At 39.7% G+C, this 17,889-nt stretch carries 16 protein-coding genes and 2 riboswitches; of the genes, 4 read left to right on the top strand and 12 right to left on the bottom strand.

The annotated features are described in order from the left end of the window. Nucleotides 1-54: 54 nt before the first annotated feature. The 11 genes from ACSVDJ_RS05905 to ACSVDJ_RS05855 form a co-directional block, all read right to left on the bottom strand. Complete coding sequence (locus ACSVDJ_RS05905) at nt 55-1,875, bottom strand: PAS domain S-box protein (protein WP_439169447.1); 1,821 nt, start codon at nt 1,873-1,875, stop codon at nt 55-57. A gap of 388 nt (nt 1,876-2,263) precedes the next feature. Next, nucleotides 2,264-2,908: a thiamine phosphate synthase gene (gene thiE / locus ACSVDJ_RS05900; protein ID WP_439169448.1), complete on the bottom strand. Its 645-nt coding sequence runs from the start codon at nt 2,906-2,908 to the stop codon at nt 2,264-2,266. Next, nucleotides 2,909-3,712 (bottom strand): bifunctional hydroxymethylpyrimidine kinase/phosphomethylpyrimidine kinase, encoded by an 804-nt coding sequence (gene thiD, locus ACSVDJ_RS05895; protein WP_439169449.1) that lies wholly within the window; start codon nt 3,710-3,712, stop codon nt 2,909-2,911. 28 nt (nt 3,713-3,740) lie between these two features. Beyond that, nucleotides 3,741-4,541 carry a hydroxyethylthiazole kinase gene (thiM, locus tag ACSVDJ_RS05890; RefSeq protein WP_439169451.1) on the bottom strand — a complete coding sequence of 267 codons (801 nt, stop codon included), beginning with the start codon at nt 4,539-4,541 and terminating at the stop codon, nt 3,741-3,743. 30 nt (nt 4,542-4,571) lie between these two features. Next, nucleotides 4,572-5,591 (bottom strand): ABC transporter substrate-binding protein, encoded by a 1,020-nt coding sequence (locus tag ACSVDJ_RS05885; RefSeq protein WP_439169452.1) that lies wholly within the window; start codon nt 5,589-5,591, stop codon nt 4,572-4,574. After that, nucleotides 5,588-6,319 (bottom strand): ABC transporter permease, encoded by a 732-nt coding sequence (locus tag ACSVDJ_RS05880; protein WP_439169753.1) that lies wholly within the window; start codon nt 6,317-6,319, stop codon nt 5,588-5,590. The genes ACSVDJ_RS05885 and ACSVDJ_RS05880 overlap by 4 nt, the downstream gene beginning before the upstream one ends. Nucleotides 6,320-6,336: 17 nt before the next feature. Next, the gene (locus tag ACSVDJ_RS05875; RefSeq protein WP_439169453.1) at nt 6,337-7,086 is read right to left on the bottom strand and encodes an ABC transporter ATP-binding protein; all 750 of its coding nucleotides are present in this window, start codon (nt 7,084-7,086) and stop codon (nt 6,337-6,339) included. Beyond that, complete coding sequence (gene tenA, locus ACSVDJ_RS05870) at nt 7,079-7,753, bottom strand: thiaminase II (protein ID WP_439169454.1); 675 nt, start codon at nt 7,751-7,753, stop codon at nt 7,079-7,081. Before tenA ends, ACSVDJ_RS05875 begins: the two co-directional genes overlap by 8 nt. A 41-nt stretch (nt 7,754-7,794) precedes the next feature. Then, nucleotides 7,795-9,069 (bottom strand): acetylornithine deacetylase, encoded by a 1,275-nt coding sequence (locus ACSVDJ_RS05865; protein WP_439169455.1) that lies wholly within the window; start codon nt 9,067-9,069, stop codon nt 7,795-7,797. Nucleotides 9,070-9,157: 88 nt separating this feature from the next. Then, nucleotides 9,158-9,260: riboswitch (TPP riboswitch) on the bottom strand. Nucleotides 9,261-9,424: 164 nt separating this feature from the next. Further along, nucleotides 9,425-9,934 (bottom strand): energy coupling factor transporter S component ThiW, encoded by a 510-nt coding sequence (gene thiW, locus ACSVDJ_RS05860; protein WP_439169456.1) that lies wholly within the window; start codon nt 9,932-9,934, stop codon nt 9,425-9,427. Between the two features lie 71 nt (nt 9,935-10,005). After that, a riboswitch (TPP riboswitch) is annotated at nt 10,006-10,113 on the bottom strand. A gap of 45 nt (nt 10,114-10,158) precedes the next feature. After that, complete coding sequence (locus tag ACSVDJ_RS05855; protein WP_439169457.1) at nt 10,159-10,986, bottom strand: superoxide dismutase; 828 nt, start codon at nt 10,984-10,986, stop codon at nt 10,159-10,161. A gap of 150 nt (nt 10,987-11,136) precedes the next feature. Between ACSVDJ_RS05855 and ACSVDJ_RS05850 the strand changes: the two genes are divergently transcribed. Further along, the gene (locus ACSVDJ_RS05850) at nt 11,137-12,366 is read left to right on the top strand and encodes a hemolysin family protein (RefSeq protein WP_439169458.1); all 1,230 of its coding nucleotides are present in this window, start codon (nt 11,137-11,139) and stop codon (nt 12,364-12,366) included. A 20-nt stretch (nt 12,367-12,386) separates the two neighbouring features. Here ACSVDJ_RS05850 and ACSVDJ_RS05845 read toward each other — a convergent pair whose 3' ends face one another. After that, complete coding sequence (locus ACSVDJ_RS05845) at nt 12,387-13,847, bottom strand: aldehyde dehydrogenase family protein (RefSeq protein WP_439169459.1); 1,461 nt, start codon at nt 13,845-13,847, stop codon at nt 12,387-12,389. 221 nt (nt 13,848-14,068) lie between these two features. Here ACSVDJ_RS05845 and ACSVDJ_RS05840 point away from each other — a divergent pair, with 221 nt between their 5' ends. The 3 genes from ACSVDJ_RS05840 to ACSVDJ_RS05830 are packed head-to-tail and all read left to right on the top strand — an operon-like array spanning nt 14,069 to nt 17,867. After that, nucleotides 14,069-15,169: a GerAB/ArcD/ProY family transporter gene (locus ACSVDJ_RS05840; RefSeq protein ID WP_439169460.1), complete on the top strand. Its 1,101-nt coding sequence runs from the start codon at nt 14,069-14,071 to the stop codon at nt 15,167-15,169. Further along, nucleotides 15,166-16,704, top strand: a complete 1,539-nt coding sequence (locus ACSVDJ_RS05835) for a spore germination protein (RefSeq protein WP_439169462.1) — start codon at nt 15,166-15,168, stop codon at nt 16,702-16,704. The genes ACSVDJ_RS05840 and ACSVDJ_RS05835 overlap by 4 nt, the downstream gene beginning before the upstream one ends. Next, nucleotides 16,701-17,867, top strand: coding sequence for a Ger(x)C family spore germination protein (locus tag ACSVDJ_RS05830; protein ID WP_439169464.1), 1,167 nt, complete (start codon nt 16,701-16,703; stop codon nt 17,865-17,867). Before ACSVDJ_RS05835 ends, ACSVDJ_RS05830 begins: the two co-directional genes overlap by 4 nt. Nucleotides 17,868-17,889: the final 22 nt, after the last annotated feature.

Here is a 17,889-nt window from a genome sequence, read left to right as displayed (position 1 = left end):
TTAGCAGAAAAAACAATAAAGACAGGCTAAACAATTGACTCGTTTAGCCTGTCTTTATTTCACTAGCGGTAACAGCATTTGTACTGTCGTTCCATTTCCTTCTTCACTAGAAATTTGAATGGTTCCTTTGTGGTTTTCAATAATTTTAAAGCTCACCACCAAGCCTAGTCCCGTCCCCTTCTCTTTACTAGAATAAAAAGGTTCGCCTAATCGTTCAATTCTCTCCTTTGAAATACCGATCCCATTATCCTCCACCTCTATGCAAACAAATCCATTCGACTTCACCATTGTTCGAATGAAAATCTGTCCACCCGAAGGTATCGCCTCTATCGCATTTTTGATTAAATTAATGAACACTTGCTTTAATTGCTTTTGTTCACAAATCACCATTAGTGGCTCATCTGTAAATTCCGTAATGATTTCTACTTGATTTAAGATCGCTTCAGGCCCCATAAAGGTTATCACTTCTTTTAATACATCGAGGACGCTTTTTTCTTCCATTTTCATTTCTTCATGAGGCTTAGCGAGCATTAAAAACTCGTTCATGATAAATTCAATTCGTTCAAGTTCAGTAAGAATAATATCCGCATACTTTGTTTTCGTTTCTTGGTTTAGTAATTGTAGAAAGCCTTTGACAGCCGTTAACGGATTTCTTATTTCATGAGCAATTCCAGCAGCCAGTTGACCAACTACACCGAGCTTATCCGACTTCTTTATTAATAGTTCACTTTCTTTTAATTCTGATACATCTTCAGAAATACTCAAATATCGGACAATCGTTCCATCGTTATCCTTTACTGGTGTTATTTTTGTACGAATCCACTTCACCTCTCCGCTGTTCGTCACTATCCGATATTCTAATTCTGCAGTGTAATGATGAGGCGTTAGAAAAAAGGCTCGAACTTGATCAATGTCTTCTTCATAAACGGTATCGAATATGACGTTTGCATCCTTATACACCTCTTGTAAATCAAACCCCCATACTCGTTCATAAGAAGGACTAATATAAACATATTTGCCCATTTGAATATCATACAGACAAACGATTTCATTAATGTTATCAGAAATATTCTTCAACAACTTCTCTTGTTCAGCCATAAACTCGCTTTGCTGTTCGACAATTTTCTGCGTGTTAACGAGCTCCGTTAAATCTTTGATGATTGCAGAAAGAGCGACAATTTCTCCGCTATCGTCACAGATTTTCGAATACGTTACCGAAACGGGAAAAATCGTACCATCTTTCTTTACTCGAAGTGTTTGAAAGTTAACAATCCGACTGCCGTTCAGAACTTCTTCTTTCGCTTGATCAAATTCATATTGTCGATCCGGCGGAATAATTTCTAATTCTTTACCAATTATTTCTTCAGCTGTCCATCCAAATAATTTTTCAAACGCTGTATTGGCAGCAATGACTCGACCCTCAAGATCAAACATGTGAGCGGCTTCTCCTGAATAACCATAAAAGGAGTTATACCATGTGCGAGTAGACAGGACTTTTCCATGATTATTACTATATTCAATTGGCTTAGCTACCCCTTGAATGTAACCGCTTCCTGAAACAGCCATCATAACCCAATGCAGACGATAATATGTACCATCTTTTCGTTTATATCGGTTAATAAACGGGATAAACTGATCTTTTTTTAATAACTCAATATGTTCAAATGTATGTTCTCGGTCTTGTTCGTGAACAAAGGTTAAGTAACTCTGATTCTTGATTTCTGACAAAGAATATTGCATAGCTCTCTCAAAGGAAGGATTGATGTACTCAATTTGTCCTTCTTGATTTAATAAAATTAGCAGATCATTGGTTACCGTAGTAAACCATTTTGCTGTTAGCTCAATTTCTTTCATATTCATACTCAAATTGTTCACAAACCATCCCTCCCCTATTTATTATGTAAGAAATGATCAAAGATTTCACTAAAAATTTTCCGACAAAATTATACTTGTTTCTGCATACATGCTATTCGACAAAAATTCAGTTCCCTTGTGTCGTTATTTTTTCTTCACAAAAGGCTGTCCCAAGTAGAGGTTAACCATTTGGAACAGCCTGAATGAGCAATAAGTCGTGCTATCTCTTTTTTTTATTCATTTCTTGTTGCTGAGCAGATGAATGAGTCTTAGATACTTTTTTCTTTTTTCCACATCCACAGCCTGACTTTTTCTTTTGAGGTCGGCTTGTCATTTTTTTAACCTCCTACCACTCATATACTGATAATATATGGTGAAAAGAAAGTTTTGTAGACACCAACTACCTAATTTATCCTTTTTTCTTAACTGAATCCCATAATTGTTTAGCGGCCATCTCTGGAGACTGATGCTGGCTAATCGCTGTAATCACCGAAACGCCGTCCGCTCCTGCACGAACAACGGCACTGGCGTTCTCAACGGTAATTCCGCCAATACCTACAATCGGAATGGTAAACCCTTTTGCCCGAATTTCTTCAATCAATGTCGTCCCCTGCACTTCCTTTGCATCGGCTTTTGTTTTAGTAGGAAAGATTGGACCTATACCTAAATAATCGGCTCCATCGGCAATCGCTGCTTCTACTTCTTCAATCGTGTGAGCCGATACACCGATAATTTGATTCGGTAATTTCTCACGAACGACCGCCACGCTTTCATCATCCTGCCCGATATGAACGCCATCTGCATTTAATTGGATGGCAAGATCAATATCGTCGTTCACAATAAACGGGATATGATGTTCTTTACAAATCGCCTGTAGTTCTTTGGCCAACTGAAGTTTTTCCTCACCTATTAAAGCTTGATTTCCTTTTTCCCGAAACTGAAACATCGTGATGCCGCCTTTAATAGCTTCCTCCAATGTTTGTTTCGGGGAACGTATACTATTAGCTGTACCCATAATAAAGTATACTTTCAACTGTTGTCTTAAATGATCCATTTATTGACGCCCCTTTTGATAAGCCCAATGATTCGTCGGTCCATGCCCGCCGCCAATATGCAACTCATGTTCAATCGCTACATGAACGAATGCAGACGCTGTTTCTACTGCTTGTTGCACCGTTTGACCTTTCGCTAATTGTGCCGTCATCGCCGCTGCAAATGTACAACCCGTTCCATGTGTATTTTTCGTGGGAATTCGTGAACTTTTGACATAAGTAAATTCATTTCCGTCAAATAAAAGGTTGATTAATTCTTCTCCATCATCTGCGTGTCCACCTTTTATGACAACATTCTTCACGCCGGCATGATATAATTTTTCGGCGGCGATTTTGCGGTCTTCAAGATTATGAATACTCATCTCTGCAAGAACTTCAGCTTCCGGGATGTTAGGCGTAATAACGAGCGCCTGCGGAAGCAACACTTCTTTCATTGCTAGAATCGCCTCTTCCTGCAATAAAGACGCTCCGCCTTTGGCAATCATCACTGGATCAACGACGACTTTTTCCCATTTGTACTTTTCAATTTGCTTCGCCACCGCGCGAATGATTTCCCCGCTGAATAACATTCCGGTTTTTAAAGCATCAGTCCCCATATCTTCTCCAATAGCTTCGATCTGTTTTTCAACGGCTTCAACAGATAACGGATACACACCATGAACCCCTAACGTATTTTGAGCTGTTACAGCGGTTAATGCAGACATGCCGTACACTTCTAACTCTTGAAATGTTTTTACATCGGCTTGTATCCCTGCTCCTCCACCGCTATCTGATCCTGCAATCGTCAATGCTTTATATACTGTCATGTTGATTCACCTCAAATAATAATGATCGTTACTCGAACCGTGCTAATGATTGAATGGTCTCTGCTGATACCTTCGACAAGCTGTTTAAAAGCTCGATTTGAAAACTACCGGGGCCCTTTTCTCCACTCATTGCAATCGCCCGCTCCGCTGCCACACCATAAGTGACGACAGCCGACAGAGCAGCTGACACTATATCTTTTTCCACCGCGGCAAACGCTCCGATCACCGAGGTTAATAAACAGCCGGCCCCCGTCACTTTCGTTAACATCGCATCGCCATTATGAACCAAATACGTCTTGCTTCCATCCGTAATGACGTCCGTTTTGCCGGTAATGACGACCGACATTCCTAAGCTTTTCGCCGCTTCTTGAGCTAATTGAATCGTATCTCCTTGCCCTTCTTTGGCGTCAACACCTTTGATCTCCCATTGGTGCCCTGTCACATGAGCAATTTCAGCCGCATTTCCGCGAATGATAGCCACATTTACTTCACGAACAATTTTACGAGCCGCTTCCGTTCGATAGGTGGTCGCTCCAGCACCTACTGGATCAAAAATAACAGGAACACCTGCTTCATTAGCTGCTTCCCCAGCGATGATCATCGCTTCCACTTTCTCTTCATCCAATGTACCGATATTCAAAACTAACGCACCAGAAATTCGTGCCATATCAGCTACTTCTTCTTTTGCATAAGCCATCACAGGCGATGCTCCTAGTGCCAATAATCCATTTGCGGTAAAATTCGTGACGACCACATTCGTAATGTTATGAATCAATGGTTGCTGCTCACGTAATTTTTCCAATGTCGTTCCAATGCTAGATGTATTCATGCTGTTAACATCCTTTCCGCTTGATTATGTTCACTCAGATATATTAACAAACAGCTCATCGATGTTCGGATCTTTCTTAATCAATCCAGCTTCTTTCATCCACTTGCTCGTTTCTTCCCAAGGTTCTTTTTCCTGACTACCAAATCCATTTTCAGATTTCATCTTTGGTAGCAAAATATCTAAGCTTTGTTTTTCTACTTCTTCGATAAGCGGGAAGTTCGCGGCATCTTGCTTGCTTAATAAAATCTGAAGCGCTTCATCAGGATGTTGTTCCGTAAATTCAAAGCCTTTCTCCGCTGCACGCCAAAACGCCTTAATCTCATCTTGCTGCTCGTTCCATGTTTGATCACTTGTTACCGCAACCAACTCGTAAAAGTTAGGTACGCCGTATTTTGATGGGTCAAAATTACGAGTTTCAATTCCTTCATGCTTCAATAACGGCACTTCATGGTTCACATAAGCACCTACGACCGCATCCGCTTTTTTACTAGCAACAGCGGCATTTAATTCAAAGCCGACATCGACCATTTTCACTTTCTTCGGATCGCCTTGATCATATTGTACCATCGTATCAATAATCGCTTCATTTAAAGGAATACCTGAAAAACCGATCGTTTTTCCTTCTAAGTCTTTCGGTGTTTGAATCTCACTATCTTCTAGAAACATCACTCGATTTAATGGCGAACGAACAATCGCCCCAACAGATTTCACTGCGATGTTTTGATCGGTACGCGCCATTACGACATCCGGCTGATAAGAAATCCCAAGCGTCACTTTACTAGCAGCCGCTAATTGAATAGGGTCGGTCGGATTCGCAGGGAATTGAATATCTACATTAACCCCTTCCTCTTCAAAATAACCTTTCTCTTGTGCTACATATAAAAAGCTGTGCACCGCATTCGGATACCAATCGAGCATAATGCTGACATCTTTCAGTTCTTTTTTCTCTTCATTTGAGGCCGTCTTCTTTTCTTCCTTCTCTTTTGAAGTACACGCTGTCAGCATCGCTGCTAAAACGATGCTAACCGCTATTAATAACCATTTCTTCATTCTGTTTTCCTCCATTTTAATGATCGTCTTTCAAATATTTTCACAATCGTAAACATCATAATTCCAACTGCTGATAATAGAACGATAGGCGCAAATACGGCCGCTCCGTCAAACTGAGTCATCATCCGCCGACTGAAATAACCGAGCCCCGCTTGAGCTCCTAACCATTCCCCAATGGCTGCTCCGATCACACTTAATGTAACAGCTACCTTTAATCCTGAATAAAAATGAGGCAACGCCGACGGAACGCTTAGCTTAAAGAAAATCTCTTTTTTTCCAGCCCCCATCGTTAATAATAGCTCTTTCAATTCTTTGCTACTCGAACGCAAGCCATCAAACGTGCTGACCGTAATCGGAAAAAAGGTGATTAATATCGTCACAACAACCTTGCTCCAAATGCTATACCCAAACCACAAAATAAAAATCGGAGCAAGGGCAATGACCGGAATCATTTGTGAAGAAATAATGATTGGGTAAAACGCTCTTTCAGCTACTTGACTAGCATTCATCCAAATCGCCATACTAACGCCGAATACGATCGAGATGGATAATCCAATGATAATAATCAACAAAGTAGCTGGTAAATGCTCAGTGAGTAGTGGTATTTTCAGCTCCCACAGTTTAGTGAGAATACCGGTTGGTGGCGGTAAAATAAACACCATATTCATCGAGCGAGCGATCACTTCCCAAATTATTAAAAACAACAAGATTAATAATGTCGCTGGCATATATTCCTTGCTCCACTTCACGTTGTCACCTTCTGACGTAGCTGCTCAATTAATTGATCTTTCAACTCTAGAATCGACGGAGCATTTAAATCTTGTAAATGTCGCGGTCTTGGCAAAGGTACCTTGACCTCTTTTAACTGCTGTACGGGCGTTTCGGAAAAAATAAAAATACGATCGGATAAAAACAACGCCTCATTGACATCGTGCGTAATAAACAAAACCGTCGTTTTCCGCTTTTCCCATTGTGCAAGTAACCATTCTTGCATAGACAGCCGAGTAATCGCATCAAGCGCACTAAAAGGCTCATCCAATAACAGCACATTTGATCCACTTAATACCGCTCGTAAAAAGGAAACTCTCTGCCTCATGCCTCCTGACAGCTCATTCGGGTAACGCTGTTCGACACCCTTCAATCCGAACTCTTCCAGAAGGGGAAGGACATTCGGGGAAGACTCTCCTTTAATTTCAAGCGGAAGTGCCGCATTTTCTAAAATCGTTCTCCATGGCATTAATAAATCTTGCTGTGGCATATAGCCTACTTGCCCTAATCGACTTTTATGCTCTACTCCGTTAATTAAAATTTTCCCGCTACTAGGTTGCTCTAAGCCAGTAATTAATCGAAACAGCGTACTTTTCCCTGAACCGCTCGCACCGACAATACTAATGAACTCTCGGTCGAACACTTGTACATTTAACTTCTCAAGAATCGCTTCCTTTTGATCATAAGAAAAGGTCACATCTTGAAACGTTAATACCGGTTTATTCATTCCCCGGCCACATCGCTTCTTTGTAGGCCATATCCCAGAACATGTATTCAAAACGGGTCGTATTTAAGAAAATCTCTTCTAATTTATCAAGCTCGGCTTCTGTTTTTCCTTCCGTATGTTGATCAAGAAGTTCAATACACCAAATGGCTAGCTGACCAAATTCCTCCGAGCTATACATTTGAATCCAATTACCATAAAACTCATGCTCACTAGCTCCCGGAATTTCATTTAATTCTTTTCCAATCTCCCAATAGCTCCACGCACAAGGCAATACAGCTGCTAACACTTCCGGTAATCCGCCTGTTTGACTAACAGACAGCATGTAATGATTGTAAGCAAGCGTAATCGGTGAAGGTTGTGCCTGCTCTAATTCCTCTCTTGAAATGCCAAAGCGAGCGGCATATTGACGGTGAAGCTCCATTTCCATATTGAGCGTCGAATCTAATAAAGCCGCGAATTTCCCCATCGTTTCCAAATCATTCGCTTTCACTGCCCCTAAAGCAAACACTTTCGCATAATCAATTAAATACAAATAATCTTGCACCATATAAAAACGAAACTTGTCTTTATCCAGCGTGCCATCTCCCATTCCTTTCACGAACGGATGATTATGATTTTGTCTCCAAATCGGCTGTAATTTCTGATGTAATCTTTCACTAAATTTCATTTTTCTCCACTCCTTGAATGATTAATTTCTGTATTTTTCAACTACTTTTTTGTATGTCCCCATTGGTAAATAAAACGAATCATGACCTTTGTAAATTGAATAAGTTGATCAATCGATAACTGCTCATTGACTGAGTGAGCATTTTCTAAATCACCAGGACCATAAAGAGCTGTCGGAATCCCTGCATTAGCAAGCCAGCCACCATCTGTAACAGTTGGTGATACATCTAAAATAGGCGATCGAGTGAAAACACTTTCATGTGATTGCATCAATGTATGAACAGCTGGATGATCAGGATCGACCTCAAAGGAAGGGAAAATTTCTCCTCGATCTTCAATCATCGATGTTCCTCCCCATTCAAAAATAGGTGGATTATCCCTCATCCATATATCCCCATCTGCCACTTTTCTAATATGATCTTCTACCTCTTTTGCGACTTGCTCATATGTTTCGTTCGGGTAGTAATGAACAGTAATCCATAAACGGCATTCGTCAGCAACAAAAGCGGCATGACGTCCACCTTCAATTACTGCAGGATTAATCGTATTCGTCCCTGGTAAAAAGCCCGGATAGCTTTTCATGACCGCCCAATGACGTTCTAATTCCTGTAATCCTTCAATGATCTTCATCATTTTTTCAATCGTACTAGCCGCATGTAAACGACCACCCGCATGAATCATCTTTCTTCTTGTTGCATCATGATGTGTTTGTTTACTTTTCAAAGTGATCCAGCCTGTGATCACTCCACCTTGCCCTTGAATATGTAAATCACTCGTATCTACTACGACTGCAAAATCAGCTGTATATCCACGCTTACAGCATTCTAACGTACCTGCTTCACCAACTTCCTCCCCAATGACCGATTGAAAAATCAAATCACCTGGAAGTTGAATCCCCGCTTCATGTAGCAATTGAAGTGCAAATAAAGTTCCAGCCAGGCCACCTTTCATATCAGCGGCTCCTCGACCAATAATCGCTCCATCCTTCACGATCGGCTCAAATGGGCTTGTCTCCCAAACTTCATCAGCACTTACTTCTGCTACGTCGATATGACCATTCATAATTAAGCTTTTGTAGTTCTCTCCATCTCTCCCCTTTAATGTACCAACGACATTCGGGTCATTAGGATAGACCTCCCACACATCAACCGAAAAACCTAAGTCTTTCAGCAAATTTGCGATATACTGTTGAGCCTCGCTCGTATTTCTCGCTGGCGGTGCCGGCGTTTGATAAGAAATCAATGTTTTTACAAGGGCGATCAGTTCCTCCTGTCGATCTTCCACTTGCTTCATAAGAAACGTTACCTTTTCCTCCATGTCTTTCACCTCCGAATGCAAAAAAAGCTACTTCTAGAAAAGAAGCAGCTGTAAACACGCATAGTACGCTACCAAATGGCAGGCACCTATTATTACAACACCGCTTCCCTCCGCTAGTATTACCTAGTTCAGGTTATAAGGGTTAAGGTCATCAACCTCTCTCAGCTTCAAAAGCACCCCTAGTGGTGAATCTTATTTAATTGAACTTGTCTTAGTTGTACCACAAAGGAATAGAATCTTCAATAGATTTCGAATGTTACTCTACTCATCACTTATCTTCATTCTATTCGTATATTATAGAAAAGCAATCATTTTGAATTAAGCTCGAAAGTAGGTGGCACTAATTGCTGCCACCTTACTGCTGCACTTCGCTGGCAATAGACTTTTTCCATACTTTCAACTTCACAAGACGTTTCACTAAAATAAGACCAATGATAGCACCAGATAGACTACTGACAAGGAAAGGTGGCAAGAAGAAAAAGGCGCCAACCGTCGTTCCCATAAAGATCTTGGCATAAGGTACAGCAAACAAGGAAGCCATCATCCCAGTGCCGATCACTTCACCGACAGAAGCTGTCCACATCCGGTTCGTTTTTTGGTAAAGATAGCCTGCAAGAAAGGCTCCGATCATACTTCCAGGAAACGCAAGTAATGACCCGGTCCCGAGTAAATTTCTAAGCAAGCTCGTCACAAAGGCGATGACGACAGCGGGAATGGGCCCAAGTAACACCGCTGCTATCACATTAATCGCATGCTGAACAGGGTACGCTTTCGCCACTCCAGCTGGAAACCAAATCAGTGAAGAAGCATAAGTAGCAATAGCTACAAATAAGGCCATATAAGTTAATTTGTTCACGCGATTCATTCCAATCCTCCCTTTCCAAACGAAAAAGCCGGCTCCAATCAAACCTGGACCCGGCAATAGTTAATGAAATAAATACTCATCCACTACTTCCCTACGCTGGCATCATCCAGATCAGGTTCAAAGAGTTGAAAAACATTCGTTTTTCTCTCAGCCACAATAAGGCACCTCTAGCAGTTCAAACATTTTTTCTCTATTATAAAGTAAAATTTTAAAAGATTCACGTTTTAATTTTTATTTTTCGCCTCAGCTAGTCGCTTCGCTACCTCATCCCAACAAACAACATTCCACCAATTTTCAATGTATTCTTTTCGCTTCGACTGATACTTTAAATAATAAGCATGCTCCCACACATCAAGAACGAGCAAAGGAATGACATCCCATTGACTCAAATTTTGATGTTTTTCTGCTTGAAGAATTTCCAACCGCTTCGCTTGCCGTGCCCAAACAAGAATTGCCCAGCCTGAGCCCTCAACCTTTTCAGCTGCTGCGGAAAAATGCTGTTTAAACGAAGGGAAACTGCCAAAAGAATGCTTGATTTCTCGCTCTAACTCACCTGTAGGTTGACCGCCACCTTGTGGACACATCACTTTCCAAAAAATTGAATGTAAATAATGGCCCGCTCCATTGAAAGCGACCTCTCTCTCCCAATGCTTGATCAAGGCGTAATCATTCTTTTGTCTCGCCTTCTCCATTTCCTTTTCAGCCTTATTCAGGCCATCGACATAGCTTTGATGATGAATATCATGATGGAGCCTCATCGTTGCTTCATCAATATACGGCTCTAACGCATCGTATCGATAAGGTAGTGGCGGCAGCTTATGCCCGCCGATCGGAACACGACCACCATTTCTTTCATTATTCAAGTGATAATACCATTCCTGCCATTCCCTATATAAAGTAGCCATTCTTTTTTGTAATAGCTGTTGATCGACCACTGTCTCTAACTCCTCTAGCTGTTCTTGCCATTTCATTAATCGTTCAGCCTCAACCTTGCCTTCTCCCTGTTCACACCATTGTCTCGCTTCTTCTATAAATTGCTGATAGTTTGACAAGTAAATTCCCCCTTCCTAGGCACTTTTATCATATGCCTCAAAACGATTTCACGTTCTTTTATAAAACTTTTTTGTTTATCAATAACCGATTATTTGCAATAATAATAAATAGCACTATTAGTTTATATACATAGTCATTGGAGGTTTGTCATGCTGTTTGCTATCCTGTTTTTTATTTTGATGTCTGCTTTTCTATCCGGTAGTGAAACCGCACTTACTGCTGTCAATAAAATGAAATTGAAGACAAAAGCAGAAAATAACGATAAAAAATCCCAACACTTACTTAGTCTTGTCTCGAAGCCAGATGAATTGATCACAGCGATTCTAATCGGAAATAACATCGCCAACATTATGTTGCCAACACTCGTGACGATCATTGCCCTAAAATACGGATTTAATGTCGGGATTGCGACGGGTATTTTGACTGTTTGCTTAATCATTTTTGCCGAAGTCCTTCCGAAAACAATTGCTGCTACATTCGCGGATAAACTCGCTTATAAGGTCGCTCCTGTCATTTCGCTTTTAGTACTTCTTTTAAAGCCACTTACTTTCCTACTCTCTAAATTTACAGGCGCGGTGATTTCATTCCTTTCTAAAGGACAAGTAAAGCAAGCGTCGTTGTCGAAAGAGGAATTGAAAACAATGGTGGATATTGCTTCTCAAGAAGGGACATTTCATAGTGAAGAAACGTTGCGAATTAAAGGAATGATTGACTTTTATGCAAAGGGTGTACATGATGCATTAAAAACACCGCGAATGGACATTGTCGGTATCCCTGCTGGAAGTACACTTGAAGAGACAGAAGCGATTATTTTAGCTAACAACTATACGAGATATCCGGTATTTGAGAATGATATGGATCATATCGTTGGAGTATTTCATTCCAAGCTTTTGTTAAAATGGTCGTTAACACCTGAAGAAAGTTTAGAAACATTCTCAGATAACGATCCGCTTTTCGTCATCGAATCGACTCCCATTGAAAAAGTTTTCAAAAAGATGTTAAAAGAAAGGAAGCACCTTGCCATTGTTCTAGATGAATATGGAGGAACAGCTGGGATCATTACGCATGAGGATATTATCGAAGCGATGATTGGTCAGGAGATTGCCGATGAAACGGATCAAAATGATGAGTTGCTCATTGAACAATTGACCGACATCCAGATCATTTGCAACGGTCTGCTTTCTATCCGCCATTTGAACGAAGCTTTTCAAACGAAGCTTCCAGAAGAAGAAGGAACATTAGCTGGCTTTCTTATGAAAGAGTTTGGTTATGTACCGAAAGAAGGCGCTACATTACAATATGAGCATCTCCAATTCACCATTCAAGAAATGGAATACAATCGAATGAAACGGGTAAAAATAGTAAAAACTCCAGACTAAGCATCTGGAGTTTTTCTTGCTTATAACTGATATTTAATCGCACAAGTTTTCACTTGAGAGTAGAAATCTAATGCCGCTTGCCCTTGTTCTCTTGTGTGTGAGCTAGACCATTTCATTCCACCGAATGGAGCTTGATATTCGACACCAGATGTTTCTTGATTGACACGCACCATCCCAGCATCTACTTCATCAAGAAAACGCATCGCTTTGTTCATGTCGTTTGTAAAAATCGCCGCACTTAATCCGTATAATGAGTCGTTACACACGTCAATTGCTTCTTCAAAATCCTCTACTTGTACGACCGCAGCCACTGGACCAAAAATTTCTTCTTGGAATAGACGATGCTCAGCTGTAATGCCATCGACAACGATTGGTTGAATGAAGTAGCCTTGCTTGTCCGTTTGCAGTGGTCCTTCACCGATCACATTTGCTTCTTGACGAGCTAACTCTACATATTCAGAAACCGTTTCATATTGACTTTTCGAAGCAACAGGACCTAAATACGGGTTCTCACTTGCTTCATTTACAACAACTTCACTTAATTCCTTTTGAATCGCTGCAACAAATTGAGGATAAATTGCTTTTTCTACAATGATGCGGCTTGTCGCTGTGCATTTTTGTCCAGCTGAACGGAAAGCACCTCCTAAAATAATGGGAACAGACTTCTCTAAATCTGCATCCTTTAACACGATCGCGGCATTTTTCCCGCCCATTTCTGTTTGATACTTAATATTGTGCTGTGCGCATGACGCCGCTACACGCTGACCTGTTGCCGTAGAACCAGTAAAGCTGACCGCATCAATTTCCGCTTTTTCAAGCAATACATTCCCAACCACTCGTCCTTTACCGATGACTAAGTTTAAGACACCTTTTGGTACATTCGCTTCTTCAAATATTTCCATCAATAACGTAGCCGTTAATACCCCATGTTCCGCTGGCTTCCACACAACTGTGTTACCACAAATAAGAGCAGGAGCAATTTTCCAGATCGGAATCGCTACTGGGAAATTCCATGGAGTAATAATCGCCACAACCCCAAGCGGCACTCTTCTTGAATACTGAACGACATTTTGCTCACTAGAAGGAATCAATTGTCCATCAGGACGGACGCCTTCCGCTGCATAGAACCGAAGCAAGTTCACACCGCGCATCACTTCTCCACGCATTTCACCGATTGGTTTTCCCATTTCACGACTCGCTAATGAAGCGACTTTTTCAGCCGATTTTTCAAGCACGTCAGCCATTTTATATAAAACAGCAGATTTTTCACTGCCTGATTTCTTCTTCCAAGCAGGTAAAGCTTCGCGAGCAGCATCTACTGCTCCAAATGCTTGCTCTTCTGTTGAAAAGCGCATCTCTCCTACTTTTTCGGAAATATTCGATGGGTTATACACGGATACGCTTTCCCCTTGAAGTTCTTTCCATTCACCTGCGATATAATTTTTCGTTATAATTTCTAAATTTTCTGTAATCAACGCCATCACCTTTCCTCTTTTAAAAGAGAGACTCAAGTCTCCCTCCATTTATGTAATATTTATACCAAATCTATTTTAGTTTAACATATTTTTCTTTTTTGAAAATAGAAAATTTTATAGTTTTATCGGAATTTTTATTTAATTCTGAATGGATGCTGAATTATTTTATTTTTTGATACATATTCCATCCTTTCTGGTCAAAACTATCCTTATCAAACATTTTGTAGGTGGTTACTATTTACAAGCCAGATGCGATTTCTCCATTACAACTAATATTGCTAGCGATGACGGCAATTGGGTTAAAAAATCACGTATTTGTGATTTCTCCATTAGTATCTGTCGCAGGACGAGATGCTTGGATGAGCGTTCTTCTAACGATGCTCCTAACATTTATGTGGGTACCTTTATTATTGTTTATTCATAAAAAGACAAACAATAAACCGCTTATTATATGGCTTTCTGAAACAATAGGGAATAAAGCAACGAATCTGATTGTGTTTCTACTTATTCTCTATTTGCTATTTATGTGCGGGATTGCCTTAAGAGAAACGATCACTTGGACGACGATCGCTTATATGCCGGAAACCCCGCCTGTTTTATTGACGATTCTCTTTCTGTTTATATGTTGGTATTTAGCTAAAGAAAGAATGCAAACTCTTAACATTCTAAATGTATTCCTTTTATTCTTTATCACCATCTTCGGTTTCTTTGTTGCCATCGTTAATTTTCAGTTTAAAAATCACTCATTGCTATTACCGATGTTAGAACATGGTATCTCTCCTGTTTTAGATGGGGTTATTTACCAATCGTCTGGTATGGTTGAAATCTTTATCTTTCTTTTACTACAACATAAGCTAAATACCCCATTAAAATTCCGTCACTTTACTGTCATTATTTTCATATTAACAGCATTAACGATGGGACCTTTAATTGGAGCGATTGTAGAGTTCGGACCAGAAGAAGCGAAACTACAAAGATTTCCTCCGTTTGAAGAATGGGGTCTCGTATCTATTGGAAAGTTTTTTGAGCATGTAGACTTTTTATCGATTTACCAATGGCTTTCAGGCGTGTTTATTCGAATTACTTTATTACTCTTTTTAATAAAAGAGTTATTGCCGATTCAAAAACAAAAAAAGAATCTTATTTTGTTTCTTTTACTATTTGTTATCGGTGCGATGGTTCTTGCACCTATCACTGATTTTCAGTTCAATTCCTATTTAAGAAAGTATGTATTACCAACTACCTTTTGGTTCTTCTTTAGCTTTTCCATCCTCATGGGGGTAATCACTATATTTCAAACAATTCGAGAACGGAGGGGTATCCAATGAAGTTTAATAAAGTTTCTTTAAAAAAAACGAAAAAGCTAGATGAAATCATTAAAGAAAAGAAATTGGCATCAACTTTTAATAAAAAAACTTTACCATCCACTCTTAATGAAAAAACCTTAAAGGAAACATTTAAACATTGTTCGGATGTAACCTTTTCTCATTTACAATTTCATCATGAATCAATCACTCTTATATATTGCACTGGACTCGTTAACATCGATATGCTCTATAAAACGGTGCCAAAAAAACTAGCAGATTTTTTAAAGAACCAGCCTAATGAATTTACAGAAGAAACGTTACAGGCACTGCAACTCCCTACGTTACAAATCGTTACTAGTACTGAAGAAGCTGAAACGGAAATTTTCTCAGGTAAGTTGTTACTAATATTCCGTTCAGAAGAAACGATTTATTCAGTAGATATCTCTGATCGGCCTCAACGAGATACAGAAGATTCGAATATAGAAATTGCCATTAAAGGTCCTCGTGATAACTTCATTGAAGATATTACGATTAATCAAGCGTTAATTAGAAAGAGATTGCGTACCACTAGTCTCATAAGTGAAAAATTCGAAGTAGGAAAACGGTCAAAAACGAAACTTTCTATTCTGTATATGGCAGATCTCGTTGATACAGAAGCTTTAAATGAAATAAAAGCAAAAATCTCATCTATAGACGTAGACGGTCTATATAGCGGAACACAACTAGAAGAGTTAATTAATGATGATCATCCGTTCGCTCTATTTCCTCGACATGGTTATACAGGTCGTCCTGACTTTGCTGTGCAATCATTGCTAAGTGGTCGCTTTGTGATTTTAATTGACGGTGTATCCTTTGCTTATATTACTCCTATTAACCTGTTCTTCTTATTAAAAACAGCTGAAGACAGTGAATCAAATTACTTATATGGTGCTTTCGAGCGGCTATTAAGGGTTTTCGGCATTGCTGTTGCCGCATTTCTCCCAGGGTTTTGGGTAGCGTTAACCGCCTTTCATCAAAACCAAATCCCCTTTACTTTATTAGCTACTGTGGTTGAATCACGGCGAGGAGTACCTTTACCTACAGCAATAGAAGCCTTTACTATGCTTCTTTTATTTGAAGTATTTCGCGAAGCTGGGATGCGGCTACCGCTTTCAGTTGGTCAAACATTAAGCGTCATTGGAGGATTAATTATTGGCGATGCCGCTATTCGCGCTGGATTAACTAGTCCAGCAATGCTAGTTATCATAGCCGCTTCAACGATTGCTACCTTTACATTAATCAATCAGTCACTAGTTGGTACTGTCGCTTTAATTCGTTTTTTTGTTATTACTTTCGTTGCTTTTTTCGGCTTATTCGGCTTCTTCGTTTCAGTTTTCTTTGTAGGTACGTACATCGCTAAGTTTCATTCTTTAGGCATTTCTTATTTACAAGTAGCTAGTGAAATGAGCCTAAAAAACACGTTAAAAACTCTTATTAAGTTACCGGCTCGACTGGATGATAAACGACCAAATTCCATGAACCCTAGAGACAAGACAAAACAAGGAGGTTCTTCATGAGGCTTCATGTTAAACGTATACTATTATGCATCATTTTTCTCATGTTGGTTCTTCCTTTAGCTGGCTGTTGGGATGCTAATGAACCCGAACGAATGGTGTATATTCAAGGATTAGGTGTCGATTATAAAGACGGTGAGTTCGTTGTCTATTTGCAAATGCTTAATCCTGGTTTAATTGCTAAGTCTGAATCAACAAGCGGCGTGCAACAAACGACCGTCGTTGTTGGCAGAGGCAAAGGGAAAACAGTAAATGAAGCAGCATTTGAAGTATACCGTTCGTCTCAACGCCGCTTATTTTGGGGTCATTTATCTTTTTTTATTTTTACAGAAGAAGCTTTAAAAAACAAAGGGTTAGAAGCAACCATTGATTTGTTTGATCGCTACCGCGAAACTAGATATGGCATACACATATTCGCAACGAAAGAACCGCTATTTGATCTGATGACCACCCTTCCTGCTTTAAAAGCATCAACAGCTTATACTAAATTAAATGAACCAGATGCTTCATACAAACAAAGTTCATTTATTAAGCACGTTGATGTGAGAGATTTATTAATTTCCTTAAATGAGCCGCCCCGCGAAACACTTATTCCTTATGTAAAAATAACAAAGAAATCATGGAAATCTGACGAAGGAATGAAACCAGCCATTCAAATGGCCGGCATCGCATCAATCACAGAAAAGAAATTAAAAGATGTCATATCCTATGAAAAAATAAAAGGATTGAGATGGCTAAACAATGATTTAAAAAGGGCAGAGCTCAGCATCAAAGTGAAAGGTTCAAATGTTAGTGTATTAATTGAAAAAGTCAAAGCTAAAAAAAAGCCGGTAGTGAAAAGCAATGATGTTCGCTTCAAATTATCAATCGATGTCACCGTCTTATTGAGAGAAATCGTAACAGAACGAAACCTCAAAGAAATAGAAAAAGTAGCGGAAAAAGTGATAAGACAAGAAATAATCTCCGTATATAAAGAAGGGCTAAAAACCGATTCTGACCTTTTTAGATTGTCTGAAACTTTGTATCGAGAAGATGTTCAAGCGTGGAAGAAAATGAATAAAGATGGAAAAATCCCATTAACAACTGACAGTTTAAGGGCATCTGATATACAAGTTAAGGTGAAAGTGATACGAGGCCAGAGCCAAAGAAGATTACCAACCCTTTAACAGCTTAGAAGCCAATTATAAG

This window comes from Bacillus sp. Hm123, assembly GCF_051842975.2.
Lineage (GTDB): Bacteria > Bacillota > Bacilli > Bacillales > Domibacillaceae > Bacillus_CE.
The sequence above is the reverse complement of the archived record's forward strand: the minus strand, read 5'-3'. Positions and strand labels throughout refer to the sequence as shown.